This is a genomic window from Pseudomonas sp. GL-R-26, from assembly GCF_019947365.1.
Taxonomy (GTDB): Bacteria; Pseudomonadota; Gammaproteobacteria; order Pseudomonadales; family Pseudomonadaceae; genus Aquipseudomonas.
In genome coordinates this window covers 24,760-38,000 of the sequence record NZ_JAGYGI010000003.1, presented here as the reverse complement: position 1 = coordinate 38,000, position 13,241 = coordinate 24,760, and the positions used below count along the sequence as shown (strand labels likewise).

At 59.2% G+C, this 13,241-nt stretch carries 14 protein-coding genes; 4 read left to right on the top strand and 10 right to left on the bottom strand.

Annotated features, from left to right (window positions below):
- The first annotated feature begins 31 nt into the window (after positions 1-31).
- Entirely contained in the window at positions 32-1,093 is a 1,062-nt protein-coding gene (dinB, locus tag KGA96_RS04920; protein WP_046041192.1) for a DNA polymerase IV, read from the top strand.
- Positions 1,094-1,163: 70 nt separating this feature from the next.
- Here the strand turns inward: dinB and KGA96_RS04915 are convergent, their stop codons facing one another.
- The 4 genes from KGA96_RS04915 to KGA96_RS04900 form a co-directional block, all read right to left on the bottom strand.
- Entirely contained in the window at positions 1,164-2,117 is a 954-nt protein-coding gene (locus tag KGA96_RS04915; protein WP_046041194.1) for a hypothetical protein, read from the bottom strand.
- 19 nt (positions 2,118-2,136) lie between these two features.
- Positions 2,137-3,852 carry a proline--tRNA ligase gene (locus KGA96_RS04910; protein WP_223511896.1) on the bottom strand — a complete coding sequence of 572 codons (1,716 nt, stop codon included), beginning with the start codon at positions 3,850-3,852 and terminating at the stop codon, positions 2,137-2,139.
- Between the two features lie 143 nt (positions 3,853-3,995).
- Positions 3,996-5,555 carry an AmpG family muropeptide MFS transporter gene (locus KGA96_RS04905; protein ID WP_223511894.1) on the bottom strand — a complete coding sequence of 520 codons (1,560 nt, stop codon included), beginning with the start codon at positions 5,553-5,555 and terminating at the stop codon, positions 3,996-3,998.
- A 44-nt stretch (positions 5,556-5,599) separates the two neighbouring features.
- A complete protein-coding gene (locus KGA96_RS04900) occupies positions 5,600-5,953 on the bottom strand; it encodes an MGMT family protein (protein ID WP_223511891.1) in 354 nt (117 codons plus the stop codon).
- Positions 5,954-6,116: 163 nt separating this feature from the next.
- Between KGA96_RS04900 and KGA96_RS04895 the strand changes: the two genes are divergently transcribed.
- A complete protein-coding gene (locus KGA96_RS04895) occupies positions 6,117-7,124 on the top strand; it encodes a DUF481 domain-containing protein (protein ID WP_223465598.1) in 1,008 nt (335 codons plus the stop codon).
- Positions 7,125-7,274: 150 nt separating this feature from the next.
- Here KGA96_RS04895 and KGA96_RS04890 read toward each other — a convergent pair whose 3' ends face one another.
- Positions 7,275-7,484, bottom strand: coding sequence for a cold-shock protein (locus tag KGA96_RS04890; protein WP_002554837.1), 210 nt, complete (start codon positions 7,482-7,484; stop codon positions 7,275-7,277).
- Between the two features lie 353 nt (positions 7,485-7,837).
- Between KGA96_RS04890 and dcd the strand changes: the two genes are divergently transcribed.
- Both dcd and KGA96_RS04880 read left to right on the top strand, forming a co-directional pair.
- Positions 7,838-8,404 carry a dCTP deaminase gene (dcd, locus tag KGA96_RS04885; protein ID WP_007940589.1) on the top strand — a complete coding sequence of 189 codons (567 nt, stop codon included), beginning with the start codon at positions 7,838-7,840 and terminating at the stop codon, positions 8,402-8,404.
- 107 nt (positions 8,405-8,511) lie between these two features.
- Positions 8,512-8,721, top strand: coding sequence for a hypothetical protein (locus tag KGA96_RS04880; protein ID WP_008052149.1), 210 nt, complete (start codon positions 8,512-8,514; stop codon positions 8,719-8,721).
- A 132-nt stretch (positions 8,722-8,853) separates the two neighbouring features.
- Here the strand turns inward: KGA96_RS04880 and KGA96_RS04875 are convergent, their stop codons facing one another.
- Genes KGA96_RS04875 through KGA96_RS04855 form a run of 5 tightly spaced genes read right to left on the bottom strand, consistent with a single transcriptional unit; the run spans position 8,854 to position 13,052 of the window.
- On the bottom strand, positions 8,854-9,618 hold the full coding sequence (locus KGA96_RS04875) for an ABC transporter ATP-binding protein (protein WP_046041204.1): 765 nt from the start codon (positions 9,616-9,618) through the stop codon (positions 8,854-8,856).
- Between the two features lie 13 nt (positions 9,619-9,631).
- Positions 9,632-10,750 (bottom strand): succinylglutamate desuccinylase/aspartoacylase family protein, encoded by a 1,119-nt coding sequence (locus KGA96_RS04870; RefSeq protein ID WP_046041205.1) that lies wholly within the window; start codon positions 10,748-10,750, stop codon positions 9,632-9,634.
- Between the two features lie 27 nt (positions 10,751-10,777).
- Complete coding sequence (locus tag KGA96_RS04865; RefSeq protein ID WP_027925663.1) at positions 10,778-11,488, bottom strand: ABC transporter permease; 711 nt, start codon at positions 11,486-11,488, stop codon at positions 10,778-10,780.
- Entirely contained in the window at positions 11,485-12,213 is a 729-nt protein-coding gene (locus tag KGA96_RS04860) for an ABC transporter permease (protein WP_223465597.1), read from the bottom strand. Before KGA96_RS04860 ends, KGA96_RS04865 begins: the two co-directional genes overlap by 4 nt.
- A 56-nt stretch (positions 12,214-12,269) precedes the next feature.
- Positions 12,270-13,052: a transporter substrate-binding domain-containing protein gene (locus tag KGA96_RS04855; RefSeq protein WP_046041211.1), complete on the bottom strand. Its 783-nt coding sequence runs from the start codon at positions 13,050-13,052 to the stop codon at positions 12,270-12,272.
- Positions 13,053-13,241 lie beyond the last annotated feature (189 nt).

Genomic DNA, 13,241 nt, shown 5'->3' with positions numbered 1-13,241 from the left:
GCCTTTTCTTTGCCATGAACACGGCTTTGCTATGACTCAACGCAAGATCATCCACGTCGATTGTGACTGTTTCTATGCAGCCATCGAGATGCGCGACGACCCACGCCTCGCCGGTAAACCACTGGCGGTAGGTGGGTCGGCGGACCGGCGCGGGGTGATCGCCACCTGCAATTATGAGGCGCGGGCGTACGGGGTGCGTTCGGCGATGTCCTCCGGGCATGCCTTGAAGCTGTGCCCCGACCTGACCATCGTCAAGCCACGCATGGATGCCTATAGAGAAGCGTCCAGGGAAATCCACACGATCTTTCGCGATTACACCGAGATCATCGAGCCGCTCTCGCTCGATGAGGCGTACCTCGATGTGTCGGACAGTGCGCATTTCGGTGGCAGTGCAACGCGAATCGCCCAGGACATCCGGCGTCGGGTCTCCAACCAGTTGCATATCACCGTGTCGGCGGGCGTGGCGCCGAACAAGTTTCTGGCCAAGATCGCCAGTGACTGGAAAAAGCCCAATGGCCTGTTTGTCATCACTCCGGACCAGGTCGAGGACTTTGTCAGCGGTTTGCCCGTGAACAAGTTGCACGGGGTCGGCAAAGTCACCGCCGACAAGCTCGGCAAGCTGGGGATCACCGATTGCCTCCAATTGCGCGAGTGGGACAAGTTGGCGCTGGTGCGTGAGTTCGGCAGCTTTGGCGAGCGACTCTGGAGCCTTGCCCGTGGGATCGATGACCGTGTGGTGCACAACGACAGTCGTCGTCAGTCGATCAGTGTTGAAAATACCTACGACGTTGATCTGCCGGACCTGAAGAGCTGCCTGGACAAGTTGCCCGAGCTGCTGGAGACCCTGGCGGGTCGCATGGCGCGAATCGACAGCAGCTATCGTCCGGGCAAGCCATTCGTCAAAGTGAAGTTCCACGACTTCACCCAGACTACATTGGAGCAGGCCGGGGCAGGGCGGGATCTGGGGAGTTATCAGTTGATGCTGACCCAGGCCTTCAATCGCGGCGGTAAACCGGTGCGGTTGTTGGGGGTCGGTGTGCGGCTGGAGGACTTGCGGGGCGGGTTCGAGCAGATGGAGTTGTTTGAGCGGTAGCGGAAGATAGAGGTTTGGTGGTGAATGTCAGGCCGCCTTCGCGAGCAGGCTCGCGAAGGCTTCTGGCTTTTTAGTTCAGCCCCGGATTCGCCACCAGTCGCTCGCCATTCCGGGTCAGCGATTTCAGGAATTCGGTCTGCAATTCGGGATCATTGCGCGTCAGTTCGATCAGGCTCTGTTCCAGTTCGCTGGCTTCTTCTTCAAGACCCAGCTCCGACAAGCGCTTGACCCGGTGGACCCACTGATTGACTTCGTCGCCTTCGAGATCGTCATAAATCAGCCCGTGGGCCTCATAGAGCTTGCTGCGCAAGGTGCTGCTGACGGCTAGCGAGGAGTCGGTGTGTACGTCGTCCTGGGCATCCTCGACACGAATCAGCAATCGGCTCAGATGATTGATGTCATGTTCGGCGAACGGATTGTCCAACAGATTCAGGCGCAACACGCCGTTTTTGTCGGTGGTCAGTTCGAAGGTTTCCTTGCCGGCCTTGACCTCGACCGGGCGCTCGCTCCAGGGCAGGCTTGAGTACTCCGTGCGCTTGTCGCGCTGGACTTCATCAATACCGGCCAGGTTCTGCTGCGCGCGACCGTGGGACTGCGTGTTCATGAACGGGTTGAGCCCGGCGAAACCGTAGCTCAGCCAGTCCTTGGTCACGCTGTCCGGCAGATTGCCGAGGGCGAACACATTGACCACGTTGGCACCGACACCCGCCACCACGGCCACCGCGCCCAGCGGGATTTCGTAGATCTCCCGCCAGGGTTGGTACGGCGTATAGCGGTCGTAGTGACGCGTGACTTCGTATTCAGTGACTTCGAAAGTCTTCTGCTCGTGGATTTTCACCCGCCGTTGCGGCAGCTCAAGCACCTTGGGCTCACCGACATCGATCTGCAGGCTGTGATCGAGCAATTTGCGCTCGACCCGTTCCTCTTGCTCGCTGCGTTGCGACATGTGGTTGGCACAGCCGCTGACCAGCAGGGCGCCGCACAAGGCGGCACCACCGAGGCCTAAGGTGTTTCGCTTGAACATGACGTCTCTATATCTGCTATCAGCGGCGGATGCGGGCCTGAAGGAAGGACAGCACGTCGGCGACCGGTAGCGCTTGTGCGTCGGCCTCGGTACGGCTCTTGTATTCCAGGTTGCCTTCGGCCAGGCCGCGGTCGCTGACCACGATCCGGTGTGGAATGCCGATCAGTTCCATGTCTGCGAACTTGATGCCCGGGCTGGTTTTCTTGTCGCGGTCGTCCAGCAGCACTTCGAAGCCGGCAGCGGTGAGTTCCGCGTACAGCTTGTCGGTGGCTTTGCGAACCTGCTCGGTCTCGTAGCGCAGCGGCACCAGGGCAATCTGGAATGGCGCGAGGGTGTCGCTCCAGATGATCCCTTTTTCGTCGTTGTTCTGCTCGATGGCAGCCGCCACCACGCGGGACACGCCGATACCGTAGCAGCCCATTTCCAGGGTGACCGGCTTGCCGTTCTCGCCCAGCACTTCGCATTTCATCGCTTTGCTGTACTTGTTGCCCAGCTGGAAGATGTGCCCGACTTCGATGCCGCGCTTGATCTCCAGGGTGCCCTTGCCGTCCGGGCTCGGGTCGCCGGCCACGACGTTGCGCAGGTCGGCAACGGTTGGAACAGGCAGGTCGCGCTCCCAGTTCACACCGAAGTAGTGTTTGTCATCGATGTTGGCACCGATGCCGAAGTCGCTCATCAGCTCGACCGAACGGTCGATGATGATCGGCAGCGGCAGGTTCAACGGGCCGAGGGAACCGGCACCAGCGCCGATGGCGTCGCGTAGTTCGCTTTCCGATGCCATGACCAGAGGGCTGGCAACGCCTGGCTGGTTGGCAGCCTTGATTTCGTTCAGCTCATGGTCGCCACGGATGATCAGGGCAATCAGCTTGCCTTTCTCTTCAGCGTGCACCACGAGGGTCTTGATGGTTTTCTCGATCGGCAGGTTGAAGCCTTCGACCAGTTGCGCGATGGTCTTGGCGTTCGGCGTGTCGACCAGGCGCAGTTCTTCGGTCGCAGCGGCACGCGAGGTTTCGCGCGGCACGGCTTCGGCTTTTTCGATGTTGGCGGCGTAGTCGGAGCCGTTGCTGAAAACGATATCGTCTTCACCGGACTCGGCCAGCACGTGGAACTCGTGGGAACCGGCGCCGCCAATGGAGCCGTTGTCGGCTTCAACAGGGCGGAACTTCAGACCCAGGCGAGTGAACACGTTGCAGTAAGCCTGGTGCATGCGGTCGTAGGTAACCTGCAGCGAAGGCTGGTCAGCGTGGAACGAGTAGGCGTCCTTCATGATGAATTCGCGGCCGCGCATCAAGCCGAAACGTGGGCGGATTTCGTCACGGAATTTGGTCTGGATCTGGTACAGGTTGATCGGCAGCTGCTTGTAGCTGCTCAGTTCGTTGCGCATCAGATCGGTGATGACTTCTTCGTGGGTCGGGCCTGCGCAGAAGTCGCGACCGTGGCGATCCTTGAAGCGCAGCAATTCAGGGCCGTACTCTTCCCAGCGCCCGGATTCCTGCCACAGCTCAGCCGGTTGCGTGCTCGGCATCAACACTTCGAGAGAGCCGGCGGCGTTCATTTCTTCACGAACGACGGCTTCGACCTTGCGCATTACCCGCAAGCCCATCGGCAGCCAGGTGTACAGGCCCGAGGCGAGTTTACGGATCATGCCGGCGCGCAGCATCAGCTGGTGGCTGATCACGACCGCGTCGGAAGGCGTTTCTTTTTGTGTGGCGAGCAAAAATTGACTGGTGCGCATGGTTGGCCGTTATCGATTGCTGATGACGAGAAATGACGGAGCATTGTACGGGCGAGATCCGCTGGCGTACAGGCGTGCGGTCGGTAGTGTGGCAGGAGGGCGGGATTCACTCCTCCCTCCGCGACTCTTCCTGCGTAAAGAGCCTACGATTCTTCGGCGACCGGGGTCTGTACTGGTTCCGGTGTCGGAGTCGGGCCTGCGCGGCGGTTCTCCTGGAACCAGTGCAAGGCGATCAACAGCAGGGTCGGGACGCCTAGCAGGGCGGTGATCAGGAAGAAGTTGTGGTAACCGAATTTTTCCACCATGACCCCGGAGTAGCCGCCGATCAGGCGTGGCAGCAACAGCATGATCGAGCTGAGAAGGGCGTATTGGGTGGCGGAGAACTTGAGGTTGGTCAGGCTCGACAGGTAGGCGACGAACGCCGAGGTCGCCAGGCCCGAGCTGAAGTTGTCCAGGGAGATGGTCAGCACCAGCATGTTCAGGTTGGGGCCCATGTCGGCGAGCATCAGGAACAGGATGTTGGTCGCCGCGGATGCGACACCACCGATGAACAGGATCGGCAGGATGCCGAAACGCACGATCAGCAGGCCGCCCATGCCGGCACCCACCAGGGTCATGATCAGGCCGAAGATTTTGCTGACGCTGGCGATCTGGTCCTTGGTGAAGCCCTGGTCGATGTAGAACACGTTGGCCATCACGCCCATGACCGTATCGGACATCCGATAGGTAGCGATCAAGCCGAGCAGCAGAAGCGCTTGCCAGCGGTATCGCAGAATGAAGTCGTTGACCGGTGTAAGCACTGGCGCCAGGCCACGACGGCCCATGGCCGAGAGGCACAGGGCGGTGAGGGTGGTGTAGAGGATCGCGCGCAGGAAAGCGCGGTCTTCGAGCAGCAGGTCAAGCAGGCTCACGCCCTGGAACAGCACGCTGGCGAAGTCGGTGTTGTAGAGCTGGGTGAACATGGCCGGCACCGAAACCAGCAGCACGATCAGCACGAACACCGACGCCAGTTGGTGCGCGAAGCTGTAGCGCCCGGCCTGCAGTTGCGTGCGCAACGGTACTGGCGGTTCGCGCATGAACAGACTGGTCAGCAGTGCCGGGACCATCAGGGCACCGAACAGGATGTAAGTGCCAGCCCAGGCCGAATGCTTGTAGTTGAAGCCGGTGGAGCCAAAGCCTTCGGCGAAGAAGAGCGCGCCTGCGGTAGCCAGCAGCGCAGCGACCCGGTAACCGGACATGTAGCTGGCGGCGAGCGCGGCCTGGCGGTTGTCTTCGGCGATTTCCAGGCGGTAGGCGTCGACCGCGATGTCCTGCGTCGCTGATGCGAAAGCGACGATGACGGCAATGGCGATCAGCCAGGACAAATGCTTTTGCGGGTCGCAGAAACCCATCCCGATCAGGCCAAGGATGACCAGTGCCTGAGACAGCACGAGCCAGGATCGTCGTCGACCGAGTTTGCCGAGCAATGGCAGTCGCCATTGGTCGAGCAAGGGTGACCAGACCCATTTGAAGGCATACGCCAGGCCGATCAGGCTTGCATAGCCAATGGTTTCACGAGCCACGCCAGCTTCACGCAGCCAGACTGAAAGTGTCGAAAACACCAGCATGTAGGGCAGGCCGGCGGCGAAACCAAGCAGCAACAGCACGAGTGTCGAGGGGCTGGCATAAGCGGCGAGCGCGGCGCGCCAGGTTTTACGGGGCATGGGCTGGAGTCTGCCTCAAGAAATACGGAAACAAAGCGCGCACTCTAACCGCTGTGCTCTACCGGACGCCAGCCATGGCGCTGAATATCAGCACGATTGTTCAGGATACTGATGCCCTCCATGCGTAATCGTGCGCGCTGCTCATCACCCGAAGGGCTGCCCGCCGGCAGGCTGATACGCCCGTTTGCGCCTAGAACACGGTGCCAGGGCAACTTGCTGTCGCCGGGCAGTTGACTGAGGGTGCGCCCGACCCAGCGGGCGGCGCGACCCAGTCCTGCAAGCTCGGCCAGTTGGCCGTAGCTGACGACTTTGCCCTCGGGGACTTGTGCCAGTGTCAAATACAACGCCGTGCGTCGGATTTGCGCTGCGCTCTCGGGTTCATCGGTTGGATCGGTCACGTCCGTCAGTCCTGAAGAAATGTGCTTTACCGTCTGTAGAGTAATTCCCGCACAGGAAGTTGAGAAATGAACTCAACAGAAATAGTCGGGTCGGTCCTTGTCAGGGCTTTGTTCCTACGGATAATGCGGACTTTTCTTGCAAGCCTGAGCCCGTATTTTGCTTATGTTGTCCAGATCCCTGCTGTGTCTCGCCGTCCTTGGTGCTTCCACTCCCTCGCTAGCCGATACCGTGTGGTTGAAGAACGGTGACAAGCTGAGCGGCAAGATTACGCTGTTCGATGGCGGCAAGCTGCTGATCCAGACCGAATACGCCGGTGCGGTGACGATCGACTGGAAACAGGTCAAGACCCTGGACAGCGATCAGGAGTTGCTGGTCAAGCAGGATGCCTACAGTGGCGAGAAAGCCAAATCGCTGAAGGCGGCGGACGACGGCAAGGTCACGCTGGCCAACGGCGAGGCACCGAAGACGGTCGAACTGGCGAGCATCCAGCAGATTCTCAAGCCAAAACCGGTGGTCGAGGATCTGGTGTGGAAAGGCAACGTCGATGTCGCGCTGGATTATCAGCGGGCGGAAAACGACACCGATGACTACGACATCGATTTCAAGACCAGTGCGCGACACGGGCGCTGGCGGCACACCGCTGAAGGTGAATACAACCGTGAGTTCCAGGACGACGTGGTGACCACGGACAACTGGCGGGCGGAATACTCCATCGACCGATTCCTGACCGAACAATGGTTCTGGCAGGGGCGCCTGGTCTACAAACGCGACAAGATCGAAGGCCTTTCCCGGCAACGCACGGTCGGTACCGGTCCCGGCTATCAGTTCTGGGATAACGAGCTCGGGGCGTTCTCCCTGGGCTCGCTGATCAACCGTACGGACTATGAATTTTCCGATGGCGGCAAAGACAACTTCTACGCCCTGGCCATGAAGTGGGACTACAACCGCTACCTGGTCGGCAAGCGCGTCGAGTTCTTTACCAATGGCGAGGTTGGTAAGCCGCTGTCGGGTGTGGCCGACTACGCGCTCGATGCCGAGATGGGGTTGCGCTACAAGGTGACTGACTGGGCTTCGCTGAACCTGAAGGCGGAGCGCGATATCATCAGCGGCACTGACGATGCGGATCTGGACAAGACACGCTACACCGCAGGGTTTGGCGTGACCTGGTAAGAGCAAAAAAAGATAGCCGCCTTCGACAGTTCCCGCAGGGTCAACCCCGGAGCTGTCGAAGGCGGCTATCTTTTTTGGCGTGGACAAAACACCCGCCCACAAAAAAGCCCCGCTGTTGAGGGCGGGGCTTTTTACTAAAGCAAGTACAAGTTAGATAACTTGAACTTCTTCAGCTTGCATGCCTTTCTGACCGCGGGTAGCGATGAAAGAAACCTGTTGGCCTTCTTTCAGGCTTTTGAAGCCGTCGGACTGGATAGCTTTGAAGTGAACGAACAGGTCGTCACCGGATTGTGGAGTGATGAAGCCGAAGCCTTTTTCATCGTTGAACCACTTAACGGTACCGGTTTGGCGATTAGACATGGTGTAACTCCTTGAACAAAGATAACTGCGACTCAGGAAGAACCCTGGCCGAGACTGAGTGCAAAGAGCAGGAAAAATTCTTGTAGATGGTTGGATCGAAATTCAACATATCGTGTAGAGATTCTCAGTGACACAAGCAGCACAGTGACGCCACCTTAACCCTTTTTCCGGAACGTGCCAATGCTTCTTGCACAGGTTTCTCTGTTTTAAGGATCGGCGGTGTGACGGTTCGTCGCCAGAGCAGGTAATTCCTGCCTGTTCGGCGAGAAATGCACCGCGGACTTTGAACCCGGCGGCGCGCCCGGTAAGATGCCGGACAGAATTTTTCGACCTCGCTATTCAGGACACCCGCCATGAGCATCAAATCGGACAAGTGGATTCGCCGCATGGCGCAGGAACACGGCATGATCGAGCCTTTCGTCGAGCGCCAGATGCGCGGCAGCGACGATAGCCGTGTGATCTCCTACGGCGTGTCGAGCTACGGCTACGATGTGCGTTGCACCAATCATTTCAAGGTGTTCACCAACATCAATTCGGCCATCGTCGACCCGAAGAACTTCGATGCCGGCAGCTTCGTCGACATCCACAGCGACGTGTGCATCATTCCGCCGAACTCGTTCGCCCTGGCCAGCACCGTCGAATACTTCCGCATTCCGCGTAACGTTTTGACCATTTGCCTGGGTAAAAGCACCTACGCGCGCTGCGGCATCATCGTCAACGTCACGCCGCTCGAGCCTGAGTGGGAAGGCCACGTGACCCTGGAGTTCTCCAACACCACCAATCTGCCGGCGAAAATCTACGCGAACGAAGGCGTGGCGCAGATGCTGTTCCTTGAGTCTGACGAAGAGTGTGAAGTGTCCTACAAGGACCGTGGCGGCAAGTATCAGGGCCAGCGTGGCGTGACCCTGCCGCGCACCTGAGTCAACCGTCTGACAAATGTCGGGAATTCCTGAGCGAGCGTACACTCTATGGGGTGTACTGTTCCGATCCGCGCAAGGCGGGTCGGGCCATCGCTCAGGAGTGCCGAATGAAGATCGATCCGCGAATCAGTGCCGAACTGGCAAGGCTTGAACCCAATCAGGTTGGCGTTCTGGCCTGGTCCTTGTTGGCACATCCGCCCGTCAGCATGGCAGGGGGTATTCCCGGCCAGCCTGATCCTGATACCCCGAATGAACAGCCCAATGAACCGGGCGAGCCCACGCTGCCGGATGAGCCGCCGCCTGCTCCTGTTGTCTGATTACCAGTTACTACAGATCAAAATAATGTGGGAGCGAGCCTGCTCGCGATAGCGGTCGATCAGTCAACATCAATGCCGGCTGTACCACCGCTATCGCGAGCAAGCTCGCTCCCACAGGTTTTGCAGTAGACGTTACTTCAGGTTGCCGCTGAGGAACTGCTTCAACCGCTCGCTTTTCGGCTTGCCCAGCACGTCTTCCGGCGCGCCTTCTTCCTCAACCAGGCCGTGGTGCAGAAACAGCACTTGGCTGGACACTTTGCGGGCGAAGCTCATTTCGTGGGTCACCATGATCATGGTCCGGCCTTCTTCGGCCAGGCCCTGGATCACCTTGAGCACTTCACCCACCAGTTCCGGATCCAGCGCCGAGGTCGGTTCGTCGAACAGCATGACCTCCGGCTCCATGGCCAGTGCGCGGGCAATCGCTACCCGTTGTTGCTGACCACCGGACAGGAAGGCCGGGTATTGGTCCGCCACACGGGAGGCCAGCCCCACCTTGTCGAGGTAACGCCGGGCGCGGTCCTCGGCTTCTTTCCTGTCGCAGCCCAGCACCCGGCGCGGCGCCATGGTGATGTTTTCCAGCACTGTCATGTGGCTCCACAGGTTGAAATGCTGGAACACCATGGCCAGGCGGGTGCGAATCCGCTGCAGTTCATCGGCGTCGGCCACGTGCATGCCGTGACGATCCTTGATCATGCGGATGTTCTGCCCGTCGAGGCTCATGGCGCCGTCGTTGGGTTGTTCCAGGAAGTTGATGCAGCGCAGAAAGGTACTTTTACCCGAGCCGCTGGCGCCGATCAGGCTGATGACGTCGCCGGTCTTGGCCTTGAGCGAAACACCTTTGAGGACTTCATGGTCGCCGTAGCTTTTATGCAGGCCTTCGATGGTCAGTTTGTACATGGGGCGTGCATCCTCAAGGCGAAAGTAGATAGCCGCTGCGATAGGCTTCGGTGCCCGCGACGTGGGCGATCACCATGCCGGCAGTGGCCATGCGGCGCAGCGAGCGGGCGTACATCAGCCCGGCTGTGGCGCAATGAACGGGAGTGACCAGATCGTTGACCGGATCAATGATCTCGGCGATCAGTTGCCCTGCTTCCAGGTACTCACCCGGCAACGCGGTGAACACCAGCAGCCCGCCCACCGGCGTGGCCACCGGCTCAACACCGGCCAGCGGAGTCGCCGGGTAGGGCAGGTCGGGCAGGGGCGCGGGTTCGCCGGCGATTGCGCCGAAATGGATCAGGTAGTCGATCAGCGCCTGGCAGTCGAGGCTCGCCAGCGGGTGATTGACGTCGCCCTGACCGCGCAGTTCGACGGTCACCGAAAAACTGCCTGGCGGAATGTCGAAGTGCTCGCCGAAGCGCTCCTTCAACTGCCACCAGAGCAGGGTGAAGCATTCGTCGAACGACTGACCACCGGAATCGGTTGCCAGCAGGCTGGCTTCGGCGCCGATATAACGGGCCAGCGGCTCGACCTGCGGCCAGGCATCCGGCGTGGTGTAGAGGTGAGCGACCGCTTCGAAATCGCAATGCAGGTCTAGCACCATGTCGGCGTCGCAGGCCAATCGTTGCAGGGTCAGGCGCTGGGATTGCAATTGGGTGGCGGCGGTCTGCCGGGCCAGCGCATCGCGCAGGTTGCTGCGGATCAGTTGCAGGTTGTGCTGCGGATCGTCACCGAGCTTGCCTTCGATCGCGTTGCCGACTTCCTCACTGAGGTCGACGAACCAGCGGTTGAAGTTCTGGCCGCTTTCCAGCTCGTAGCGACCCAGCGGCACATCCATCAGTACCTGTTCCAGGCCCACCGGGTTGGCGACGGGTACCAGCACGATTTCGCTGCGCAGGCGACCGGCGGCTTCCAGCTCCGCCAGGCGTTGCTTGAGGTGCCAGGCCACCAGCATGCCGGGCATTTCGTCGGCGTGCAGGGAGGCCTGGATGTAGATCTTGCCGTTGGCCGGTTGGGGGCCGAAGTGAAAGCTGTGGATCTGTCGTGCGGTCCCCGGCAGCGGGGCCAGCAGGTCATGTTTCTGGTGGCGCATCTGTTGTTTCCTGAAGCTGGTTGAGACCTAGTGGGTCGGGCCGAGGAAGGCCAGCCATCGGCGTTCGGCAAGGCGGAACAGGCCGACCAGCGCAAAAGTGACGGTCAGGTAGATCAGCGCGGCGATGCCGAACGACTGGAAGGTCAGGAAGGTCGCCGAGTTGGCGTCGCGCGCGACTTTCAGGATGTCCGGGATGGTCGCGGTGAAGGCCACGGTGGTCGAGTGCAGCATCAGGATCACTTCGTTGCTGTAGTACGGCAACGAGCGACGCAAGGCCGATGGCATGATCACGTAGGCATACAGTTTCCAGCCAGTCAGGCCATAAGCCTTGGCCGCTTCGACTTCGCCGTGGTTCATGCTGCGAATGGCCCCGGCGAAGATCTCCGTGGTGTAGGCACAGGTGTTCAGGGCGAAGGCCAGGATCGTGCAGTTCATCGCATCGCGAAAGAATGCGTCCAGTACTGGCTGAGCTCGAATGGCGGCCAGACTGTAGATCCCCGTGTAACAGATCAATAGCTGAATATAGAGCGGCGTGCCACGGAACAGGTAGGTATAGAACTGCACCGGCCAACGGATGTAGAAGCGCGGCGATACACGGGCGATGGACAGCGGGATCGACACGATAAAACCGAAGAAGATCGACGCGCTGAGCAGCCACATGGTCATGGCCAGGCCAGTGATGTTGTTGCCGTCGCTATAGAGGAAGGGTTTCCAGTATTCCTGCAGAAGTTCGATCATCGTACGGCCTCCCGGGTACCGGCGGAGTAACGACGTTCGAGCCAGCGCAGAATGAAGTTGGACGCGCTGGTGATCACCAGATAGATCAGCGCTGCAATTACCAGGAAGTAAAACAGCCGATAGCTGCTTTTACCGGCGTCCTGGGCAGCCTTGACCAGGTCGGCGAGGCCGATGATCGACACCAGCGCGGTGGCCTTGAGCATCACCATCCAGTTGTTACCGATACCCGGCAGGGCATAACGCATCATCTGCGGGAACACCACGATCCAGAAACGCTGGCCGCGCTTGAGGCCATAGGCGGTGGCCGCTTCGACCTGACCCCGTGGGACGGCGAGAATCGCGCCACGGAAGGTTTCAGTGAAATACGCACCGTAGATGAAACCCAGGGTGATGACCCCGGCACTGAACGGGTTGATCTCGATGTATTCCCATTCCATGTAATCGGTAAAAGAAGTCAGCCAGGTTTGCAGGCTGTAGAAGATCAACAGCATCAGGACCAGGTCCGGAACGCCGCGAATGAGTGTGGTGTAGAGCTGGGCAGGCACGCGCATCAGTTTGACTTTTGACAGCTTGGCACTGGCGCCGAGCAGCCCGAGCAACACGGCTACCAACAGCGACAACGCCGACAACTTGATCGTCATCCAGGTGCCTTGCATCAGCAACGGACCGAAGCCCTTGAGGCTGAAGGCAGAGAGCCCCAGATTTTCTAATAGGTTTTCGAACATAAATCAGCAACCTGATCGGATGAAAAAAGCGCCCATCGAGAGATGGGCGCCGGGCATTATTTGCCGCTGTACAGGTTCAGATCGCCAAAGTGTTTCTTCTGAATGGTGGCGTAGGTGCCATCATCGTGTAACGCTTTGATACCTTTATCCAAAAGTGCTTTCAGCTCGGTGTTACCTTTCTTAATGCCAACGGCCGTTTTGGCTGGCAGCAAAGCGTTGTCGACCGGCTTGGTGACATCGTAGTCGGCACCCTGTGGAGACTTCAGGAAGCCCAGTTCGGCTTGCAGCATGTCCTGGATCCCTGCATCGAGACGACCCGAAGTCAGGTCGGCGTAGACCTGATCCTGGTTGGCGTAAGCCTGGGTTTTCACCCCGGCCTTGTCCAGAACGGCCTTGGCATAGGCTTCCTGAATGGTGCCTTGTTCGTAACCGACGGTTTTGCCCTTGAGCGAGGCAACGTCTTCAGTCACGCCGGAACCTTTCTTGAACACGTAGGCGGTAGGGCCGGAGAACAACTCGCTGGAGAAGTCGATGGCTTTTTCGCGGGCTTCAGTAACGGTCATCGACGAGATCACACCGTCGAATTTATTGGCTTTCAGACCCGGAATCATGCCGTCGAAATCGCTTTCGACCCACTTGCACTTGACCTTCAGTTCGGCGCAGATCGCGTTCCCCAGATCGATGTCAAAGCCTACCAGGCTGCCATCGGCCGCTTTCGACTCGAACGGTGCGTAGGAAGGGTCAACGCCGAAACGCAGTTCTTTGTACTCCTTCGCCATGGCGGAGCCAGCAGCCATGCACAACGCCAGTGCAGAAAGGGTCAGCAATGCTTTTTTCATTATTCAATCCCTAAAAACCAATATGAGCGCTTGTGGCGCAGAATTATTGTTACTGGAAAGCGTAAGACCTGTTGAAAGTAGCAATTTCCGAACCAGAGTGCCGAACAAGCGTTTTAAAAGGTACTTGGAAATGGCCGGAAACAGATTTATGCACGAAAACGGGCGCAGGGAAATGGGTGCACCAAATCA